The organism is Chitinophaga sp. (assembly GCF_039596135.1).
In the GTDB taxonomy this organism is placed as follows: Bacteria; Bacteroidota; Bacteroidia; order Chitinophagales; family Chitinophagaceae; genus Chitinophaga.
Genome location: NZ_JBCNKH010000018.1, coordinates 24,238 through 41,115, shown reverse-complemented (window position 1 = coordinate 41,115; position 16,878 = coordinate 24,238). Strand labels below are relative to the sequence as shown.

At 44.9% G+C, this 16,878-nt stretch carries 10 protein-coding genes; 8 read left to right on the top strand and 2 right to left on the bottom strand.

The window, feature by feature from the left end:
• Nucleotides 1-108 precede the first annotated feature (108 nt).
• The 5 genes from ABDW16_RS13300 (at nucleotide 109) to ABDW16_RS13280 (ending at nucleotide 8,836) form a co-directional block, all read left to right on the top strand.
• Complete coding sequence (locus tag ABDW16_RS13300; RefSeq protein ID WP_343670346.1) at nucleotides 109-3,309, top strand: TonB-dependent receptor; 3,201 nt, start codon at nucleotides 109-111, stop codon at nucleotides 3,307-3,309.
• Between the two features lie 20 nt (nucleotides 3,310-3,329).
• Nucleotides 3,330-5,153, top strand: a complete 1,824-nt coding sequence (locus ABDW16_RS13295) for a RagB/SusD family nutrient uptake outer membrane protein (protein WP_343670345.1) — start codon at nucleotides 3,330-3,332, stop codon at nucleotides 5,151-5,153.
• Nucleotides 5,154-5,178: 25 nt separating this feature from the next.
• Entirely contained in the window at nucleotides 5,179-6,099 is a 921-nt protein-coding gene (locus ABDW16_RS13290; protein ID WP_343670343.1) for an endonuclease/exonuclease/phosphatase family protein, read from the top strand.
• An 81-nt stretch (nucleotides 6,100-6,180) separates the two neighbouring features.
• The gene (locus ABDW16_RS13285; protein ID WP_343670342.1) at nucleotides 6,181-8,286 is read left to right on the top strand and encodes a GH92 family glycosyl hydrolase; all 2,106 of its coding nucleotides are present in this window, start codon (nucleotides 6,181-6,183) and stop codon (nucleotides 8,284-8,286) included.
• Between the two features lie 181 nt (nucleotides 8,287-8,467).
• Nucleotides 8,468-8,836 carry a hypothetical protein gene (locus tag ABDW16_RS13280; protein WP_343670341.1) on the top strand — a complete coding sequence of 123 codons (369 nt, stop codon included), beginning with the start codon at nucleotides 8,468-8,470 and terminating at the stop codon, nucleotides 8,834-8,836.
• 31 nt (nucleotides 8,837-8,867) lie between these two features.
• Here the strand turns inward: ABDW16_RS13280 and ABDW16_RS13275 are convergent, their stop codons facing one another.
• Nucleotides 8,868-9,848, bottom strand: a complete 981-nt coding sequence (locus ABDW16_RS13275) for a tetratricopeptide repeat protein (protein WP_343670340.1) — start codon at nucleotides 9,846-9,848, stop codon at nucleotides 8,868-8,870.
• Between the two features lie 255 nt (nucleotides 9,849-10,103).
• Nucleotides 10,104-10,535, bottom strand: a complete 432-nt coding sequence (locus ABDW16_RS13270) for a MarR family transcriptional regulator (RefSeq protein WP_343670339.1) — start codon at nucleotides 10,533-10,535, stop codon at nucleotides 10,104-10,106.
• A gap of 121 nt (nucleotides 10,536-10,656) precedes the next feature.
• Between ABDW16_RS13270 and ABDW16_RS13265 the strand changes: the two genes are divergently transcribed.
• The 3 genes from ABDW16_RS13265 to ABDW16_RS13255 all read left to right on the top strand — a co-directional run bounded on the left by ABDW16_RS13265 (nucleotide 10,657) and on the right by ABDW16_RS13255 (nucleotide 16,868).
• Nucleotides 10,657-11,931, top strand: a complete 1,275-nt coding sequence (locus tag ABDW16_RS13265) for an MFS transporter (RefSeq protein ID WP_343670338.1) — start codon at nucleotides 10,657-10,659, stop codon at nucleotides 11,929-11,931.
• A gap of 508 nt (nucleotides 11,932-12,439) precedes the next feature.
• Complete coding sequence (locus ABDW16_RS13260) at nucleotides 12,440-12,664, top strand: hypothetical protein (RefSeq protein ID WP_343670337.1); 225 nt, start codon at nucleotides 12,440-12,442, stop codon at nucleotides 12,662-12,664.
• Between the two features lie 223 nt (nucleotides 12,665-12,887).
• Nucleotides 12,888-16,868 (top strand): two-component regulator propeller domain-containing protein, encoded by a 3,981-nt coding sequence (locus ABDW16_RS13255; protein WP_343670336.1) that lies wholly within the window; start codon nucleotides 12,888-12,890, stop codon nucleotides 16,866-16,868.
• The last annotated feature ends 10 nt before the right edge of the window (nucleotides 16,869-16,878 follow it).

The window sequence follows — 16,878 nt, the reverse complement described above, 5'->3', positions numbered from 1 at the left end:
TAATCCGGAGAATCATAATTTTTTTTGATTAATGCCGGCGTTAATCCCTAATTAACCGCCCTGTTCACCTCTGAATTCTTCTTTTGCAGTACAAAAAAATTATTCCTCATGAAAAGATGGTTATGCATCCTTCTATTTACATGTTGCGTGCTGAACACATATGCACAGTCGCGTATCGTGAAAGGCCGGGTGACTGACGAAAGCGGGCAACCGATTATTGGTGCAACAGTAAAAGTACTGGGCACTGCTATCGGAACTGGTACTGACGAGAAAGGTCAATTCAGTCTGAATGCAACAGCAAATCCTACTTTGGTGATCAGTTCTATCGGCTTTTTGTCTGACACTGTGCCGGTAACTGCACAGGCTGATGTGCGGGTAGTGATGAAAAGTAATGTGTCTTCCCTCAATGATGTAGTTGTAGTGGGGTATGGTACACAGAAAAAAGTAAACCTGACGGGTGCTGTAACACAGGTAACCGGCAAGGTGCTGGAGAACCGTCCCATTCCAAATCTCAGCCAGGGGCTGCAGGGTGTGATCCCTAACCTGAACCTGACTATGGGTGATGGTAAACCTATCCAGTCGCCGGCTTACAATATCCGTGGTACGACCTCTATCGGCCAGGGTGGTAACGCACTGGTACTGATCGATGGGGTAGAAGGCGATCCAAGCATGCTGAACCCTTCTGATGTAGCCAGCATCAGTGTGCTGAAAGATGCATCTTCTGCTGCGGTATATGGTGCAAGGGCCGCCTTCGGGGTCGTGCTCATCACCACCAAAACACCTTCTAAAGATAGGGTGACTGTGAGCTACTCTTCCAACTATTCCAGCAAGAAACCGACTACTGTACCTGATATGGTATCCAACGGATACGAATATGCAAAGAACTTCAATGATGCCTGGTCTGCATGGAACGATTATGCACAGACGCCTCAGAACATCAACAAAACCCAGAAGTTTTCTGCAGCTTACCTGGCGGCACTGAAAGAACATAATGATAACCCGGCGCTGCCTAAAACAGAACAGGATGCCAATGGTAACTATGTATATTATGGTAATACTGACTGGTATGACTTGTTATATAAAAACCACACTGCGGCGATGGACCAGAATCTTTCTGTTTCCGGTAGCAGTGGCAAGGCATCTTATTATATTACCGGTCGTTATTATAGTCAGGACGGCCTCTTCCGTTTTAACTCTGACGATTACAAAATGTACAACATGCGCGCCAAGGGTACAATTCAACTGACCCCATGGCTGCAGGTATATAATAATACAGAATATGCTAACCGCTCTTACCACAACCCACTGAACGTAGGTGAAGGTGGCGGTATTTTCAGAAACATGGCGGATGAGGCACATCCTTCGTCCATGCTGCTGAACCCGGATGGTACCCTCACTTATTCTGCTGCTTACACCGTAGGTGATTTCTATTATGGTAAGAATGGCATCAACCTTTATAGGCAGATGTTCAGAAATACCACTGGTTTTACTGCCAATGTTTTTAAGAACAAACTGCGCATCATCGGTAACCTGACCTGGCAGAACATTACTGACGATCAGAAGAGAAGAAGAGTGCAGGTGCCTTATAGCGCTGCACCTGGTGTAACAGCATATGTAGGTACTGGCTATAATGACCTGATGAATTCCGATTCATCTACCAAATATCTCGCTACCAACCTGTATGCTGAGTATGAAACTTACATTGGCCCTAACCATTACTTCAAGGCGATGGCGGGTGTAAACTATGAGCAGTCTACCGGTAGTGGTTTCTCTCTCAACAGGAATGGCCTGATCTATAGCGATGCAAACGATATGAACCTGGCACTGGGTAGCAATATCACTACTGCCGGTGGTTATGAAAAATGGGCGATCCAGGGTGAGTTTTTCCGTTTGAACTATGCCTTCAAAGAGCGTTACCTGCTAGAGGTAAATGGTCGTTATGATGGTAGCTCCAAGTTCCCTGCGGACCAGCGTTATGCATTCTTCCCATCTGTATCCGGTGGTTGGAGAGTGTCTAAAGAAGCATTCTGGAAAGTACCTGCAAAAGCGATCTCTGACCTGAAAGTTCGTGGTTCATGGGGTTCGCTGGGTAATGGTAACATCAACTCCTATGCATTCCAGGAGAAATTTGCAATCACCCAGAGCGGTCGTGTTATCAATGGTGTAAAACCTCAGCAAACCGGTCAGCCTTCTGTAATTCCAAATGGTCTGACATGGGAAACTTCTACTACCCGCAACATTGGTCTGGACCTGTCTGCACTGAACGATCACCTGACATTTAGCGGTGATATGTATACCCGTGTCACTACCGATATGTTTACCGTAGGTCAGACGTTGCCTGCTGTATTCGGTACAGATGTGCCAAAAGGTAACTATGCAGACCTGAAGACAAAAGGCTGGGAAATTTCCCTGACCTGGAGAGATGAATTCAATGTAGCGGAGAAACCTCTCCATTATTCAGTAACAGCGAACCTGGCTGACTATTCTGCAACTATCACTAAATATAATAATACCAACAACAAGCTGACTGACTACTACGCGGGTCAGAAGTATGGTGAGATCTGGGGGTATGAAAATGATGGTTACTGGACAGATGCAGATTATACACAGGCTGCCAGCAAGCAGGCACTGTTCAAGGCATCTAATAGTGGTCAATGGTTACCGGGTGATATCAAATTCAAAGACCTGAATGGGGATGGTGTGATTAACAATGGTGCTAACACGCTGGCGAGTCATGGTGATATGAAAGTGATTGGTAATTCTACTCCACGTTATACTTATGGTGTAGGTGTGAATGCAGACTGGAACAACTTCTTCTTTGGTGTATTCTTCCAGGGAGTAGGTAAGCAGGACTGGTGGCCTGGTAACGAGAACGATGTATTCTGGGGTCAGTACAACAGACCTTACAACTACATGCCTAAATCACAGATAGGTAAAATCTGGTCAGCAGAGAATCCAAATACATACTTCCCACGCTATCGTGGTTATGTAGCACAGAATGGTTCCGGCGAGCTGTATGCCAAGCAAACGAAGTATCTGCAGAATGTAAGATACCTGCGTATGAAGAATATCCAGGTGGGTTATAGTCTGCCGAAGACGTTGGTATCAAGAGCAAAACTGCAGAGTGCAAAAGTATACCTGTCAGCAGAGAACCTGTTCTCCTGGTCTCCGCTGTACAAGGTTACCAAAAACCTGGATGTGGAAAGCATTGGTCGTTCCGACACCATTACAGATGCCAGTAGTTCTGGTAACGGTAACAACTATCCGATCCTGAAGAGCTTCACATTAGGTTTAAATATTACGCTGTAATCAAAATTAAAACAAGCAACATGCAACAATATATTACCCGGTTGAAATGGACCTCGATGGTGCTGGTGTTGTGGGTACTGGCAGGCAGCTGTTCAAAAGAACTGGATCAGCGACCTGTATCCACTGCTGACAGGGATGCGATCTTCGGAAACGAAGCCGGTCTGAAATTATATGCCAACTCATTTTACGATGTACTGCCTGCTATGGGCGATGTGTTCAGAGGCGATGCGATGGCAGACTACAGTGCGGTGAATGCCGTACCAGATTTTCTGCGCGACGGTGCTTACAACTCCCGCGTACAGGCTGAAATTGACAACTGGAAATGGACCAAGCTGCGTAACATCAACTATTTCCTGGCTAATAATACCAACCCTGCAGTAGGGCAGACGATTCGTGAAAATTACAATGGTTTAGCACGTTTCTTCCGTGCGTGGTTCTACTTTGATAAAGTAAAACGCTATGGTAATGTGCCCTGGATCGGAACCCCATTGGGTATTGCAGACAGTGCACTGTATGCAGCACGCGACAGCCGTAAGCTGGTAATGGACTCCATTATCGCTGACCTGGATTATGCCGCAGCGCATATTTCGCTGGGTACTGATGCAACTGCCAGCCAGGTTACAAAGTACACAGCATATGCATTGAAATCACGTGTATGCCTGTTTGAAGGTACTTTCAGAAAATACCACACTTCACTGGGGCTGACAGCAGATGCACCTGCTTTGTTGCAGGCGGCAGCAGATGCAGCGAAGGTAGTAATGGATCAGGGTGGATTTAGCCTGAACCAGGCCGGTGGCACCAGCGGATCTTACCGTCAGCTGTTCATCAGTGCATCGCCGGTGGCTTCGGAGGTAATGTTGGCCAACGTGGCCAGCAGCACCCTGTCTGTTTTTAACGATGCCAACTGGTATTACACCAGTGCTACTTATGGTGTGCGCTTAAGTTTGACACGTAAGTTTATCAACACTTACCTGAACATAGATGGTACGCCTTTCACCAGTGTGAGTGGTTATGAAACCAAGCCATTTGTAGAAGAAACAAAGAACAGGGACCTGCGTCTGTCACAGACTATCCGCATGGGTAATTATACCCGTACCGACAATGGAAAAACAGTTGCTGCTCCGCCGGTATTTTCTTATACTTACACCGGCTATATGCCTAAAAAATGGTGTCTGGATGATACCTATTATGACGGAGGGTCCAACAATACGAATTCCATCTGTATCATGCGATATGCAGAAATACTGCTGAACTATGCGGAAGCCAAAGCTGAACTGGGTACACTGACTGATGCCGATTGGGCTGCAACAGTAGGTGCACTGAGATCAAGGGCTGGTATTACCAGCGGTACTGCTACAAAACCAACCGTGGCAGATCAGTATTTAACTACTAACTACTTTAACAAAGCAGGTGATCCTACCGATCCTTCTATCCTGGAGATCAGGAGAGAGCGTGGTATAGAGCTGGTGCTGGAAGGTTTCCGCTTCTATGACCTGGTAAGATGGAATGACGGAGAGCTGTTGGTACAGCAATGGAATGGTATGTATGTACCAGCACTGGATGTACCAATGGACCTGAATGGGGATGGTGTAAACGATGTATGTTTCTACCAGACGCCACCTGCATCACAGCAGAGTGGTGTGACCTACATCAGTGTAGCACCTACCGTGAACGGGGTAACGAATCCTACACAGCTCTCTCACGGCACCTATGGAGAGATCAAGTGGCTGGATAACATAGCCAGGGTAACCTGGGCAGACTTCCGCTACCTGTACCCGTTACCATACACAGAACTGCAGCTGAACACCAAGCTGGTGCAGAATGTGGGATGGGAGAATTTGTAATTATTATTTCATAAAATAGATGCAGATGAAAAAATGGTTCTTAATGATGGTAGGCTTTGCCGTAATGACTACAGCTGTGATGGCACAGCAATTTACGGTAGGCACTTACAACATGCGCAACAACAACCGTGACAATGGGGATGTAGAGCGTGGCGATGGCTGGCAGCAACGTTATCCGGTGATCACGTCGTTGATACGTTTTCATGGCTTTGATATCTTTGGTACACAGGAGTGCCTGAAAGATCAGCTGGAAAATATCAAGGACAGTCTGCCCGGTTATGCTTACATCGGTGTAGGTCGTGATGATGGACATGACAAAGGAGAACATTCTGCTATCTTCTATAACACTGCTAAATTTAAACTGCTGGAAAAGGGAGATTTCTGGATGTCTACAGTGACTGACAAGCCTAATAAAGGATGGGATGCGGTGCTGCCAAGAATTTGCTCCTGGGGTAAGTTTAAGGAAATAAAAACCGGTTTTACTTTCTTCTTCTTCAATCTTCACATGGATCATATTGGTGTGGTAGCGAGAGCCGAAAGTGCTAAGCTGGTAATGGCGAAGATCAGGACGATGGCAGGTGCCACACCTACTATCCTGACAGGTGATTTCAACGTAGATCAGACCAGTGAATCTTACCAGCTGATCAATACTTCGGGTTTACTGAAAGATGCATATGAAACCACTGCCATCCGCTATGCGCTGAATGGTACATTCAATGCCTTTAAGCCAAATAGCATGACTAACAGCCGTATTGATCACATCTTCCTGACCAAACAGTTTAAAGTAGAGAAGTATGGTATACTGACAGATTCTTATCGCAGTAAAGGTGCGGATGTAACTAAGACTGATTCCGGCAACTTCCCGAAAGAAGTGGGTTTGGAAAAGTTCACTGCCAGAGAGCCATCAGATCACTTTCCTGTAATGGCGGTGATTAGCTATAAATAAATTCAGACAGTTTTACGGAAACCCGGCTCCCTCCCATTGGGAGGGAGCTTTTTTTTTGTCTTATTCCTTCAATAATAATTTGTGCGACCTGCTGTACTTATTCCACTTTTATTGCTGTGCTGTTGCCGCCCGGCAGCGCCAGCAGGAAACGAGCAATATATAGACCCAACAATTGGTAATATCTCACCATTATTACAGACCACTAAACCACAATTGCACCGACCCAACCAGATGATCAGGGTGTATCCTATACGAAAGGATTATACTGATGATCAGATCACTGCATTTCCATTACAGGTAGTAGGCCATAACCAGGGAGAAGTGTTTTGTATCAAACCTGTGACGGATAGTACACGATGGGAAAGAAAACAACTGTATGACCATGAGTTGGAAGAAATTCATCCATGGTATTATTGTAACTGGCTGGTACGCGATCAGATCCGGGTAGAATATGCACCGGGGCGAAAATGCGGTATGTACAGGTTTACGTATCCTGCACATGCTCCACATCGCGTATTGTTGTCACCTGTGGATTGCTGGGTGCTGAATGGGGATGGGGAGATTTCAGGAACGAGTGTGTATCATGGCGATACGAAGGTGTATTTATATGGGCAGTTTGATTCGCCGTACGATGCTTCGATGGCTTTTAAAGATAGCGTTGTCTCTTTAAAGTATGCGATCTCTTACATCAGTGTAGCAGCTGCGAAAGTGAGTTTTGAGCAGGAGCTGGCGGGAAAAGGATTTGAGAAGATCAGGAAAACAGCGGCAGCTGCATGGCATAATGTGATGAACCAGGTCAGTGTGGAAGGTGGGACAGAAGCGCAGCGCCGTTCGTTTTTTACAGCGCTGTACAGGTGTCACGAGCGCATGGTGAATATCAGTGAGGAGGGAGCTTATTACAGTGGTTTTGATAAACAGGTGCATGCAGATGTACGACCTTTTTATGTGGACGATGCCACGTGGGATACATACCAGGCAATGCATCCTTTAAGAATGATCCTGCATCCGCACCAGGAGGAAGATATGTTAGCATCTTATGTACGGATGTATGAGCAGAGCGGGTGGATGCCTACGTTTCCGAGGGTGTATGGAGACCATCCGTGTATGAATGGATTTCATTCCACGATTGTATTTTTAGATGCGTATAGAAAGGGGCTGCATATAGCAGATGTGGAGAAAGCATATGCGGGGATGAAGAAGAATGCATTGCAGGCAACGATGTTGCCCTGGAGAAATGGAGAACTAACGTCGTTGGATGTATTTTATGCAAAGAATGGGTATTACCCGGCATTGCATCCCGGTGAGAAAGAAACAGTAGTGGCTGTAGATACGTTTGAGAAAAGGCAGTCGGTAGCGGTGACGTTGGGGCATAGTTATGATGACTGGGCGCTGGGCCAGCTGGCGAAGGAATTGAAGCATGACAGTGACGCGGTGTTTTTTGATGCGCGGGCAGGCGCATACATGAATTTGTGGAATGGAGAGAAGGGGTTTTTTATGCCGAAAGATGAGAAAGGGGAGTGGATAGATATTGATCCGGGGTGGGATGGCGGACCTGGGGGCAGGGATTATTATGATGAGAATAATGGCTGGACGTATCAATGGCAGGTACCTTTTAATATTCCGGCATTGATTCGGCTGATGGGAGGGGAGCAGGGGTTTGAGCAAAGGTTGGATGCACTGTTTCATGCGGACCTGGGCAGGCAGCGGTACCAGTTCTGGGCTAAGTTTCCGGATGCGACGGGGTTGATAGGGCAGTATTCGATGGGGAATGAGCCGGGTTTTCATATTCCGTACTTATATAACTACATAGGGAAGGGATGGAAAACGCAGCGGTTGATAAGGTCACTGCTGGATATATGGTTTAAGGACAATGAGTTTGGGATACCGGGAGATGAAGATGGAGGTGGGATGAGTGCGTTTGTGGTGTTTTCATCGATGGGGTTTTACCCGGTTACGGCGGGTGAGCCGGTGTATACAATTGGGAGTCCTGTGTTTAGTAAGGTGGTGGTGCATTTGGAGAATGGGAAGGATTTTACAATGGTGGCACATAATTGTTCTGTGGTGAACAAATATGTACAAAGTGTGAAGATGAACGGGAAGGAATTAAAGGATTTATTTTTTACGCATAAAGATTTGATGGGAGGTGGTACATTGGAATTGGAGATGGGGGATAAGCCTCATTTTTAAATGCGCTCGTTTGCTTTTAAGTACCAGTACTCAGGTTCGGAAATAATAGTTTCCTGGAATCATATTGATATCCAGTTATTTATTATATAAATCGTAGTTGGATCATAGGATTTTATGGAACTAGTCCTCCATATATTGTGTATATTTTGAATGTATTAATACGTTCATTTTTAGTTTACCTATGATACACTTACAAGACAGCACTGTTTACGTAGCAATCTTTGGAATTTTGGCTTCCTTGATTGTCTTTTTATTGACACGACATTTCTTTTCCAAAAATGGCAAGACTGACTATGTCAAAAAGTTGGAAATTGCCAATAATGAAATGTTGTATTCCATCCGACCGTTGCTGGTAGAAAAAAAGGTTCCCTCAAAAGAGATCTTAATGGCCGTAAGATTTTCCACCGCTAAAAAGTACGGTGTAGAACAGAATGATCTTTATGATGAATTCTCTCTTACCAGTGACTTAATCAATGAAACAATAGCTAACTCCTTCCTTACATCGGATCAGAAGTTAGAGTTCTGTAGTCTTTTACAATCTATCAAGTAAAAGAACGTCGTGTAAACACATTTAAAGGTCCTTAAGATTTTTTCTTAGGGGCCTTTTTATTTGTGGAGGTAGCGGCTGGTTTTTTTGCTGTTGCAGTTGTTTTTGTTTTTGCAGCAGTGCTGGTTGCAGCTGGTTTCCTGGCTAGTCTTTTCAGTTCTTTGTTAGCAAGTTCCTTTGCTTCAGTGTCCCCGTATTTCAATGCCTGTTCGTAGTACTTTACGGCATTGGTAGTATCTTTCTTTTTATTGTAGATGTTTGCGATGTTGTTGAGTACGATAAAGTCTTTCGGCTCTATAGCGCTTGCTTTGAGGAAGTATCTCAGTGCCATGTTGAGGTCTCCTTTCATGGTATAGACGATACCGAGATCTGACAGGCTTTCCACGTGTTTAGGATAGTATTTCAGTACGGTTTCGGCTATTTCCTTCATATTGTCTGCCTGGCTTTTGCCGGAGTTGTAGATGGTGGCTACGTATTCCTGGATAGCGCTGAGCATAAATTCTTCCGGTTTTTCCAGGGGTTTGTTGTCTGTCCATTTCCATTTGTTCTGGATGGTGGTGGAGTAGTTCAATACGTTGACCAGTTCCTGAGTAAGGGCGGCGTATTTGAAAGTTTCGCCCAGCATGTATACTTTACCGAAGCGCATATCGAGGCGGTCGGGGTATTTGGCGATGCCGGCGTTGATGTATTTGAAACCTTTACCCAGTGGATCAGCCCTGTAACCGATTTCGCTGGTGTATCCTGTTTGCTTTTTGGCTTTGGGTTTTTTGTCAGCGTCGGGGTGGGTTACTTTGGTAACAATTTCAGTTTTACTTCTGCTTACGTAGAAATTGAAATAGGCAATATACAGTTCGGCATCGTTAGGACGGCTTTTCTCCCACTTTTCTAACAATTTCTTTTGTTTTACCGTATCCCCCTGTTCACATAATTTTTCGAACTCCTGTTTGTAATTCTGAGCCAGAATGGAAGTGGTGGACAAAGAGCATAATAGAAGAAGCGTAAATAGATGTTTCATAGTCATCATAGGATCTAGGATCGGATAAATAATCAAGCTAATCTTCTGCACAGGGGTTCCCGGAAACAGATGAAATAACATTGTTTTACTACAATCTGACATTTGCTGACTTATGCCCATGTCAATTTAGACACTAAAGTATCTGATTGCCTGTAATTTCTGATTTAAACTATTGATTTTACAAATATAAGTATATTATAACGTATAGGGCATTTATAATTTTATTTTTGGATAGGGCTGCTTATTAAGTGGTTGTTATCCGTTGTATTCGGTTAATCTTTGGAGGAGGGGGAGGAATGCTTCGATGAGCGCAAGCTCTTCTGTGGAGAAGACGTTGTCCATTGCTTTTACGAGCCATTCTTCCTTGATCCGGCGGTTTTCTTCGAGGTGTTTCTTACCGTTTTCGGTAAGGGTGATGAGCACTTTTCGTTTATCTGACTCGTCGGTGGTGCGGTCTACGACACCTGTTTCTACTAATTTGTTGATAATCTGGGAGATAGCCTGTGCGGAGATGCGTTCCAGGTCTGCCAGGGCAGAAGGGAGCATACTGCCATGCTGATCGAGCAGACCCATGGTGAGCAGCTCGGCATTGGAGAATGCGGAGGAGATATTTTGTTTTCGCAGTTGCCTGGTAAGGCGGGTGACGGTACTGCGCAAAGCTGCAGCTACCTCATAGGTTTTAGACATTTTACAAAGGTACTTTAGTTTTTCTGAATTTCCCACAGGCGGATTTAACAGTGATTTAGCTGATCTGTTTGGGAAAAAAGTTGTACTTTTGTAAAGTAACTTTATCAATTTAGTTTGGCATATGAGGATAGTAAGGTCATTATTAAGCAATTCATCCATATTTCGTTCACTTAAACATAAAAACTTCAGATTACACTTCACAGGTCAGTCCGTTTCCCTTATCGGTACCTGGATGCAAAGGGTAGCTATCAGCTGGTTAGTATACCGGATCACGGGCTCTACCTTTTTATTAGGACTGGTGACCTTTTTAAGTTTAATCCCTTCCCTCGTTCTGGCGCCTTATGCCGGCAGCTTTATTGACAGGCATGATAAATACAAAGTAGTGTTCATTACCCAGACCGGCCTCATGGTACAGGCAGGAATACTGGCGCTCATTGTTTGGTTAAGCTATTATAATATTATGATGATTGCCACCCTGAGTCTGGCCCAGGGGATTATTAATACGTTTGATACTACGGCCCGTCAGTCACTGATGGTAGACCTGGTGGATGATAGGGAAGATCTGCCCAATGCCATCGCGTTGAACTCTTCTGCATTTAATGCGGCGAGGTTGGTAGGGCCTGCATTTGCTGGTTTTATACTGAGTGCTTTTGGAGAAGATATTTGTTTCCTGATCAACTTTTTGAGTTTCTTCTTTGTGATTGGTTGTTTATTGCAGATGAAACTGAAGATTAAACAACAGGAGAAATCAGAAGAGAATATATGGGCAGATTTGAAGAAAGGATATGATTATTTGCGTGAGTCTCCTGATTTGTCTTCACTGATATTGATGCTGGCAGCCTCCAGTTTGCTGGTGATTCCATATACTACCTTGTTACCTGCGATTGCAAAAGATGTGTTTCATGGTAATGCAACAACGTTTAGCTGGTTTGAGAGTGCGGCGGGTTTAGGTGCATTGTTTGGTGCGGTTTATATGGCGATGTTAAGGCCGGGACGCAACCTGAATCAATTGACTATTTTCTCCAGTGTTTTATTTGCAGTGGCGGTGGTTTGTTTGGGATTCTCTTCTCATATCTGGCTGGCATTGGTAGCGACAGGGTTTACGGGTGCGGGTTTGATGGTACAGAACTCTGCGATTAATACGTATTTGCAAACGCATGCATCTTCTGAAATGAGGGCAAGGACATTGAGTTATTACATCATGGCGTACCAGGGTGTGTTGCCGATTGGGAGTTTGATAATGGGGAGCCTGGCGGAGCGGTTAGGAGTGAGTGCAGTGGTGTTTGCAGAAGGTGTGGCAGGTATATTGATTGTGATTGGATTTATATTGCATCAGCGGAAATTGCATGATGGAAATTGGATGAGGTCAATGAATCCATTGCGGTTCAGGCATTGATACCAATAAAAGCAACGCTTACTACAGGATGATTTTTTGCGTTTCAAAATTACTTTAAGGAAAAGAAATTGATAATAATTTTGAGGGGTGCATATCCAATCCTTTTGCTAACTTATACAAGGTTGTAATACTCAAATTTTTCTTCCCGTTTTCAATTCTCGAAATATCTCCCTGATTCACGCCGCTGCTCACTTCCAGGTCAAGTAACGTAAGCTGCCTATCCTTTCGGAGTTGCCGAAGGTTATTGCCGAATACGATTAATATTTTTGCCTGTTCAGGAGCCATTTTCTTGCGGCAACCAAGTTGAGGCAATTGGGTAAAATATTTATTGGGTGATCGCCCAAGATTTGAGAAAAAGATTTACATTCGGCCAGGTTATGAGGTGAATATTCGAGTGAGCTACTGCAAGTTAATTGTAGTCCGATCAATTCAGGCATGTTAAAACCAAAACGACACTTACAGGTTATAAATGGCACCCCCCATCCTATATCCTTAATGCGAATTTATTATGACGGGACGCAAAATCACGATTGATAGCGCTGTTATTTATATGAGGAAGTTGCAGGGCACTCCGCATATGCGTATACGCTTCAAGGAAGATGAGTTTTTATTATTAAGACACAAAGGCCAGGACCCAATTTTTGAGACAAAGCCGGATTTACCCGAAGAGGTGTTGGGTAAAATAATATGGGCGGTATCACATTATTTCCCGCTTAGAGAGCGGGATAGGTAGACTGGACCAATTCAATTTTTCTGCCGTCGGGATCTGCAATGACGGCAGTGTAGCCCCAGGGGGTGTTTGCTCCTGGCGTTATTAAGTTTCCTCCTAATGATAATATGGATTGCGTAATGAGATCAGGTATATCAGTTTAATTTCTTCCGCATCAGACTGACGAAAATCGTCGGTATAATTTGAAAACATTCCTTATTTTACATTCCATCAAAACGCGCACGTTATGAAATTATTGATCCGGATGCTACTGCCGTTCTGTTGCTGCTTTTTATACATAACGCTGTATGCCAACGACGAACCTATAAAAAATCTCGGTATTGAAAACGGCTTATCCAATAACGCCGTCATGAATGTATACCAGGACTACAAAGGCTTTATGTGGATCTGTACCTATGATGGCCTCAACCGTTTCGATGGCTACAAATTCCGCATCTTCCGCAATAAAATAGGAGATACCACTTCTCTGAACGACAATGGGAACTTCACTATCGAAGGTGACCACCTGCACCGTATATGGCTCGGCGGCCGCAAAGGCATTAGTGTTTTCAACCCTGTCAATGAACAATTCACCACTGCCCGTTTTTCCCCTTACAAGAGTGTCACTCCCCGCCCCGAAATAGGCGTTATCCACATTATCCGTGCCGGCGATAGCGGAAAAACAGTGTTAGCAGGTACCGAACGTGACGGTCTTTTGTTATTTCATGAAAATATATATGCCGGCATCCAGGTGCCGATCATTCAATATACCACTACCATCACCAATTATGAAGTAACTGGTATTGACTTCGATCATAATACCGCCTTTGTATTTGTACAGGACATCGGCCTTTGCAAATACAATTCACAAACACAATCCCTTCAAATCATCAATCAAAACATCCGCCAGGCCAACTGTCTTCGCAGCGACCAGCAAGGTGGACTATGGTTGGGCACTGACAACGGTCTCTTTCGTTACGAACTCTCCAGTAATACTTACTCTGAAAACTACATCCAGACTCACAACAAAGTAGTAGGCCTCTGCATAGACAAAAATGGCCGGATCTGGGTGGCTTCCGATGGGGCAGGTGTCTTCATTGTCTCTTCGCGTGAAAATATTAATAAGTGTCAATTGAACAGTAATGCTGTTTATGCCGTATACGAAGACAGGGAGGGTCGTATGTGGGTCGGCACTTTAAGAGCAGGTATCAGTATCGTCGTACCCCGCCGCAACCCGTTCGAACTTCATCGCTTTAATGGGGAAAATACCGTGTGCAACTTCATCCTCTCTTTTTGCGAAGGTGATAACAACGACATCTGGATCGGCACCGATGGCGGTGGGCTCAAACACTGGGACAGGCCCCATAATCAATTCACTGCTTTCACTGCCGACGCTGCCAGGCCCAACGCCATCAGCAGCAACTTCATCACCTGCATTCTCCGCGATGCGCAGGATGATATATGGGTTTCCACCTGGTTCGGCGGCATCAACCGATACAAAAAAGGTAGCAATACCTTTGAGCATTTTCATTGCAACAACCCCGTGACCAACGCTACTGAAAACAATGTATGGGTAGTATATGAAGATGCGCAAAAACATATATGGGCCAGTACCACCAATAATGGTACCCTCTATACTTTTAACAGAACCACCAACCAGTTTGAACTCTTTGACAATAATCTTGTGAATATTCAGTGCCTGGCAGAAGATGCCCAGGGACACTTATGGGGTGGTAACTACCAGGACCTGATCTCCATAGACCGGGTGCACAAACAACACAAGTTTTTCCACATCGGTTACACCGTTCGCAGTATTCATGAGGATAAGCAGGGCAACTTCTGGGTAGGCACCGATGGCGGAGGCTTATTACAATTCAACCAGCAAACCGGCCGCTATATTCGCTATACAGAAACAGACGGTTTACCCAGCAACGCCATTCTTCGTATCATTGAAGATAACAGGGGCGATCTTTGGCTCAGCACCTTCAACGGACTGGCCAGATTTGACCCGAAGACAAAAGTCTGCCGCAGCTTTTCACAATCTGATGGGCTGCAAAGTAACCAGTTCAGCTACAACGCTGCCCTTAAACTCCGCACCGGCGAATGTATGTTCGGGGGCATCAAAGGTTTCAATGTTTTTTATCCTGACAGCATTTACGACCAGACGACGGTGCCGGCTGTTTTCCTCACAGGCATAAGAATTAACAACACCCCTGTGGAACAGGAAGGGAAGTACATTTCCAAAAGCGCCCTTGAAAACGTAGAGGAATTGCGGATCCCTTATGACAAAGCCGCTATTTCTATGGACTTCGTGGCCCTGGAATACACCTCTCCTGACAAAATCAATTACGCCTACCGCCTGGAAGGCTGGGATAAGCAATGGAACTATGTGGGTGAATCGCGCACCGCCACTTATACCCGTCTGCAGGAAGGTACTTATATTTTCAAAATCAAAGCCACCAATGCCGAGGGCCGCTGGGGCTCTGAGATCAGTACCATCCGTATTATCGTACTGCCACCCTGGTACAGAAGCTGGTGGGCATACCTATTATATACTGTGGTGATAGGCGGACTTTTATACACTTTCATGCGTTATCGCTCCAGGCAGGAACGCCTCGATTATGAAATTCGCCTGGCGCATCTGGAAAATGAGAAAGAAAAAGAGCTGAATGAGAGGAAGTTATCTTTCTTTACTCATATTTCACATGAGTTTAGAACGCCTTTGAGTCTGATTATCAATCCTCTTAAGGCATACACCCAGGACCCGGAACTCAGTATTGTCTATAGAAATGCGCGTAGGTTACTTAGTTTGGTCGATCAGTTACTCCTGTTCAGGAAAACTGATTCAGGTGGAGATAGGTTGAAAATCAATCGGCTGGACATGGTGGAGCTTTGTAAAGAAGTCTTTTTGTGCTTCTCTCAGCAGGCAAAACTCAAAAATATCGACTACCAGTTTGAGGGTGGACAATCTCCTATCGAAATGTATGTGGACGATGAAAAAATGGAAGTGGCTTTATTCAACCTATTGTCCAATGCTTTCAAATTTACCCCTGATGGCGGAAAAGTGATGTTCAAAATCCGTGAGTTATTCACAGAAGTGGAAATATCCATCCAGGATTCTGGTTGTGGTATTCCTATTTCCACGGGTAACCGCATCTTTGATAAATTCAGCAGGGTAGGCGGGCGCCAGACTGGTTTTGGGATTGGCCTCTACCTGGTGAAGCACTTTATAGAGAGTCACCATGGGGCCATCACCTACAATAGCCGCGAGCAGGAGGGTACTACTTTTGTGATTCGCCTGCGCAAAGGTATGGGTCACCTCAACGGATATGACTTTGCTACCAATGAGCGCTCAGCTATTTTGCAGGAGCTGATGGAAGAAACCACGGTGCCGGTGAAAAAAGAGGAGAAGATTCAGCTGGAAGAAATGGTCACAGAGAAAAAGTCGCTGCTTTGCATCGACGACAATGCAGACATCCGTTCTTACCTCCGCCAGTTATTTTCTGACCATTATATAATATATGAAGCAGAAAATGGGGATGATGGTTTTGCGATGGTACAGGAGCATTTGCCTGATCTCGTAATCAGTGATGTGCAAATGCCAGGTATGGATGGCCTGGAACTTTGTAACAGGATCAAAAACACGGAAGCCCTGAGCCATATTCCCGTAATTCTCCTGACCTCTGCCCATGACCTGAAAATCAAAGGGATAGAAGAAGGTGCGGACGATTACATCACAAAACCGTTTGACAAAGATCTGCTGCTGGCCAAGGTACAGACCCTCCTGAAAAACAGGAACCTGCTCCGCCAATACTTCCTGGACAGCATCACCCTACAAAAGAGTACTGTCAAAGTTCCCGCTGCCTACCGGGAGTTCCTCAATAATTGCATCAGTATTGTAGAAGCCAACCTGGGAAATGAGGAGTTTTCCATCAAAACCTTTACCCAGGCGGTTGGCATGAGCCATTCCAGCTTATATAAAAAGGTAAAATCCATTTCCGGCCAGACTATCAATGCTTTTATCCGCTCTATCCGCCTTCGCAAAGCGGCGATGCTGATGATAAAGGAAGATTACACCATCAACCAGGCCGCCTTTGAGGTTGGAATCGGGGATGTGAAGTACTTCAGAGAGCAATTTGTGAAGCTGTTTGGCATGAACCCTTCAGAGTATGTGAAACGATATCGTCACTCTTTTAACCAGGACCTTACTGTCGTAAAAGAGGGGTAATTGAACGAAT

Bases quoted from the DNA above. Each gene is read 5' to 3' on its own strand.
- ABDW16_RS13300 (WP_343670346.1), top strand. From the start codon at position 109: ATGAAAAGATGGTTATGCATCCTTCTATTTACATGTTGCGTGCTGAAC.
- ABDW16_RS13295 (WP_343670345.1), top strand. From the start codon at position 3,330: ATGCAACAATATATTACCCGGTTGAAATGGACCTCGATGGTGCTGGTG.
- ABDW16_RS13290 (WP_343670343.1), top strand. From the start codon at position 5,179: ATGAAAAAATGGTTCTTAATGATGGTAGGCTTTGCCGTAATGACTACA.
- ABDW16_RS13280 (WP_343670341.1), top strand. From the start codon at position 8,468: ATGATACACTTACAAGACAGCACTGTTTACGTAGCAATCTTTGGAATT.
- ABDW16_RS13275 (WP_343670340.1), bottom strand. From the start codon at position 9,848: ATGAAACATCTATTTACGCTTCTTCTATTATGCTCTTTGTCCACCACT.
- ABDW16_RS13270 (WP_343670339.1), bottom strand. From the start codon at position 10,535: ATGTCTAAAACCTATGAGGTAGCTGCAGCTTTGCGCAGTACCGTCACC.
- ABDW16_RS13265 (WP_343670338.1), top strand. From the start codon at position 10,657: ATGAGGATAGTAAGGTCATTATTAAGCAATTCATCCATATTTCGTTCA.
- ABDW16_RS13260 (WP_343670337.1), top strand. From the start codon at position 12,440: ATGACGGGACGCAAAATCACGATTGATAGCGCTGTTATTTATATGAGG.
- ABDW16_RS13255 (WP_343670336.1), top strand. From the start codon at position 12,888: ATGAAATTATTGATCCGGATGCTACTGCCGTTCTGTTGCTGCTTTTTA.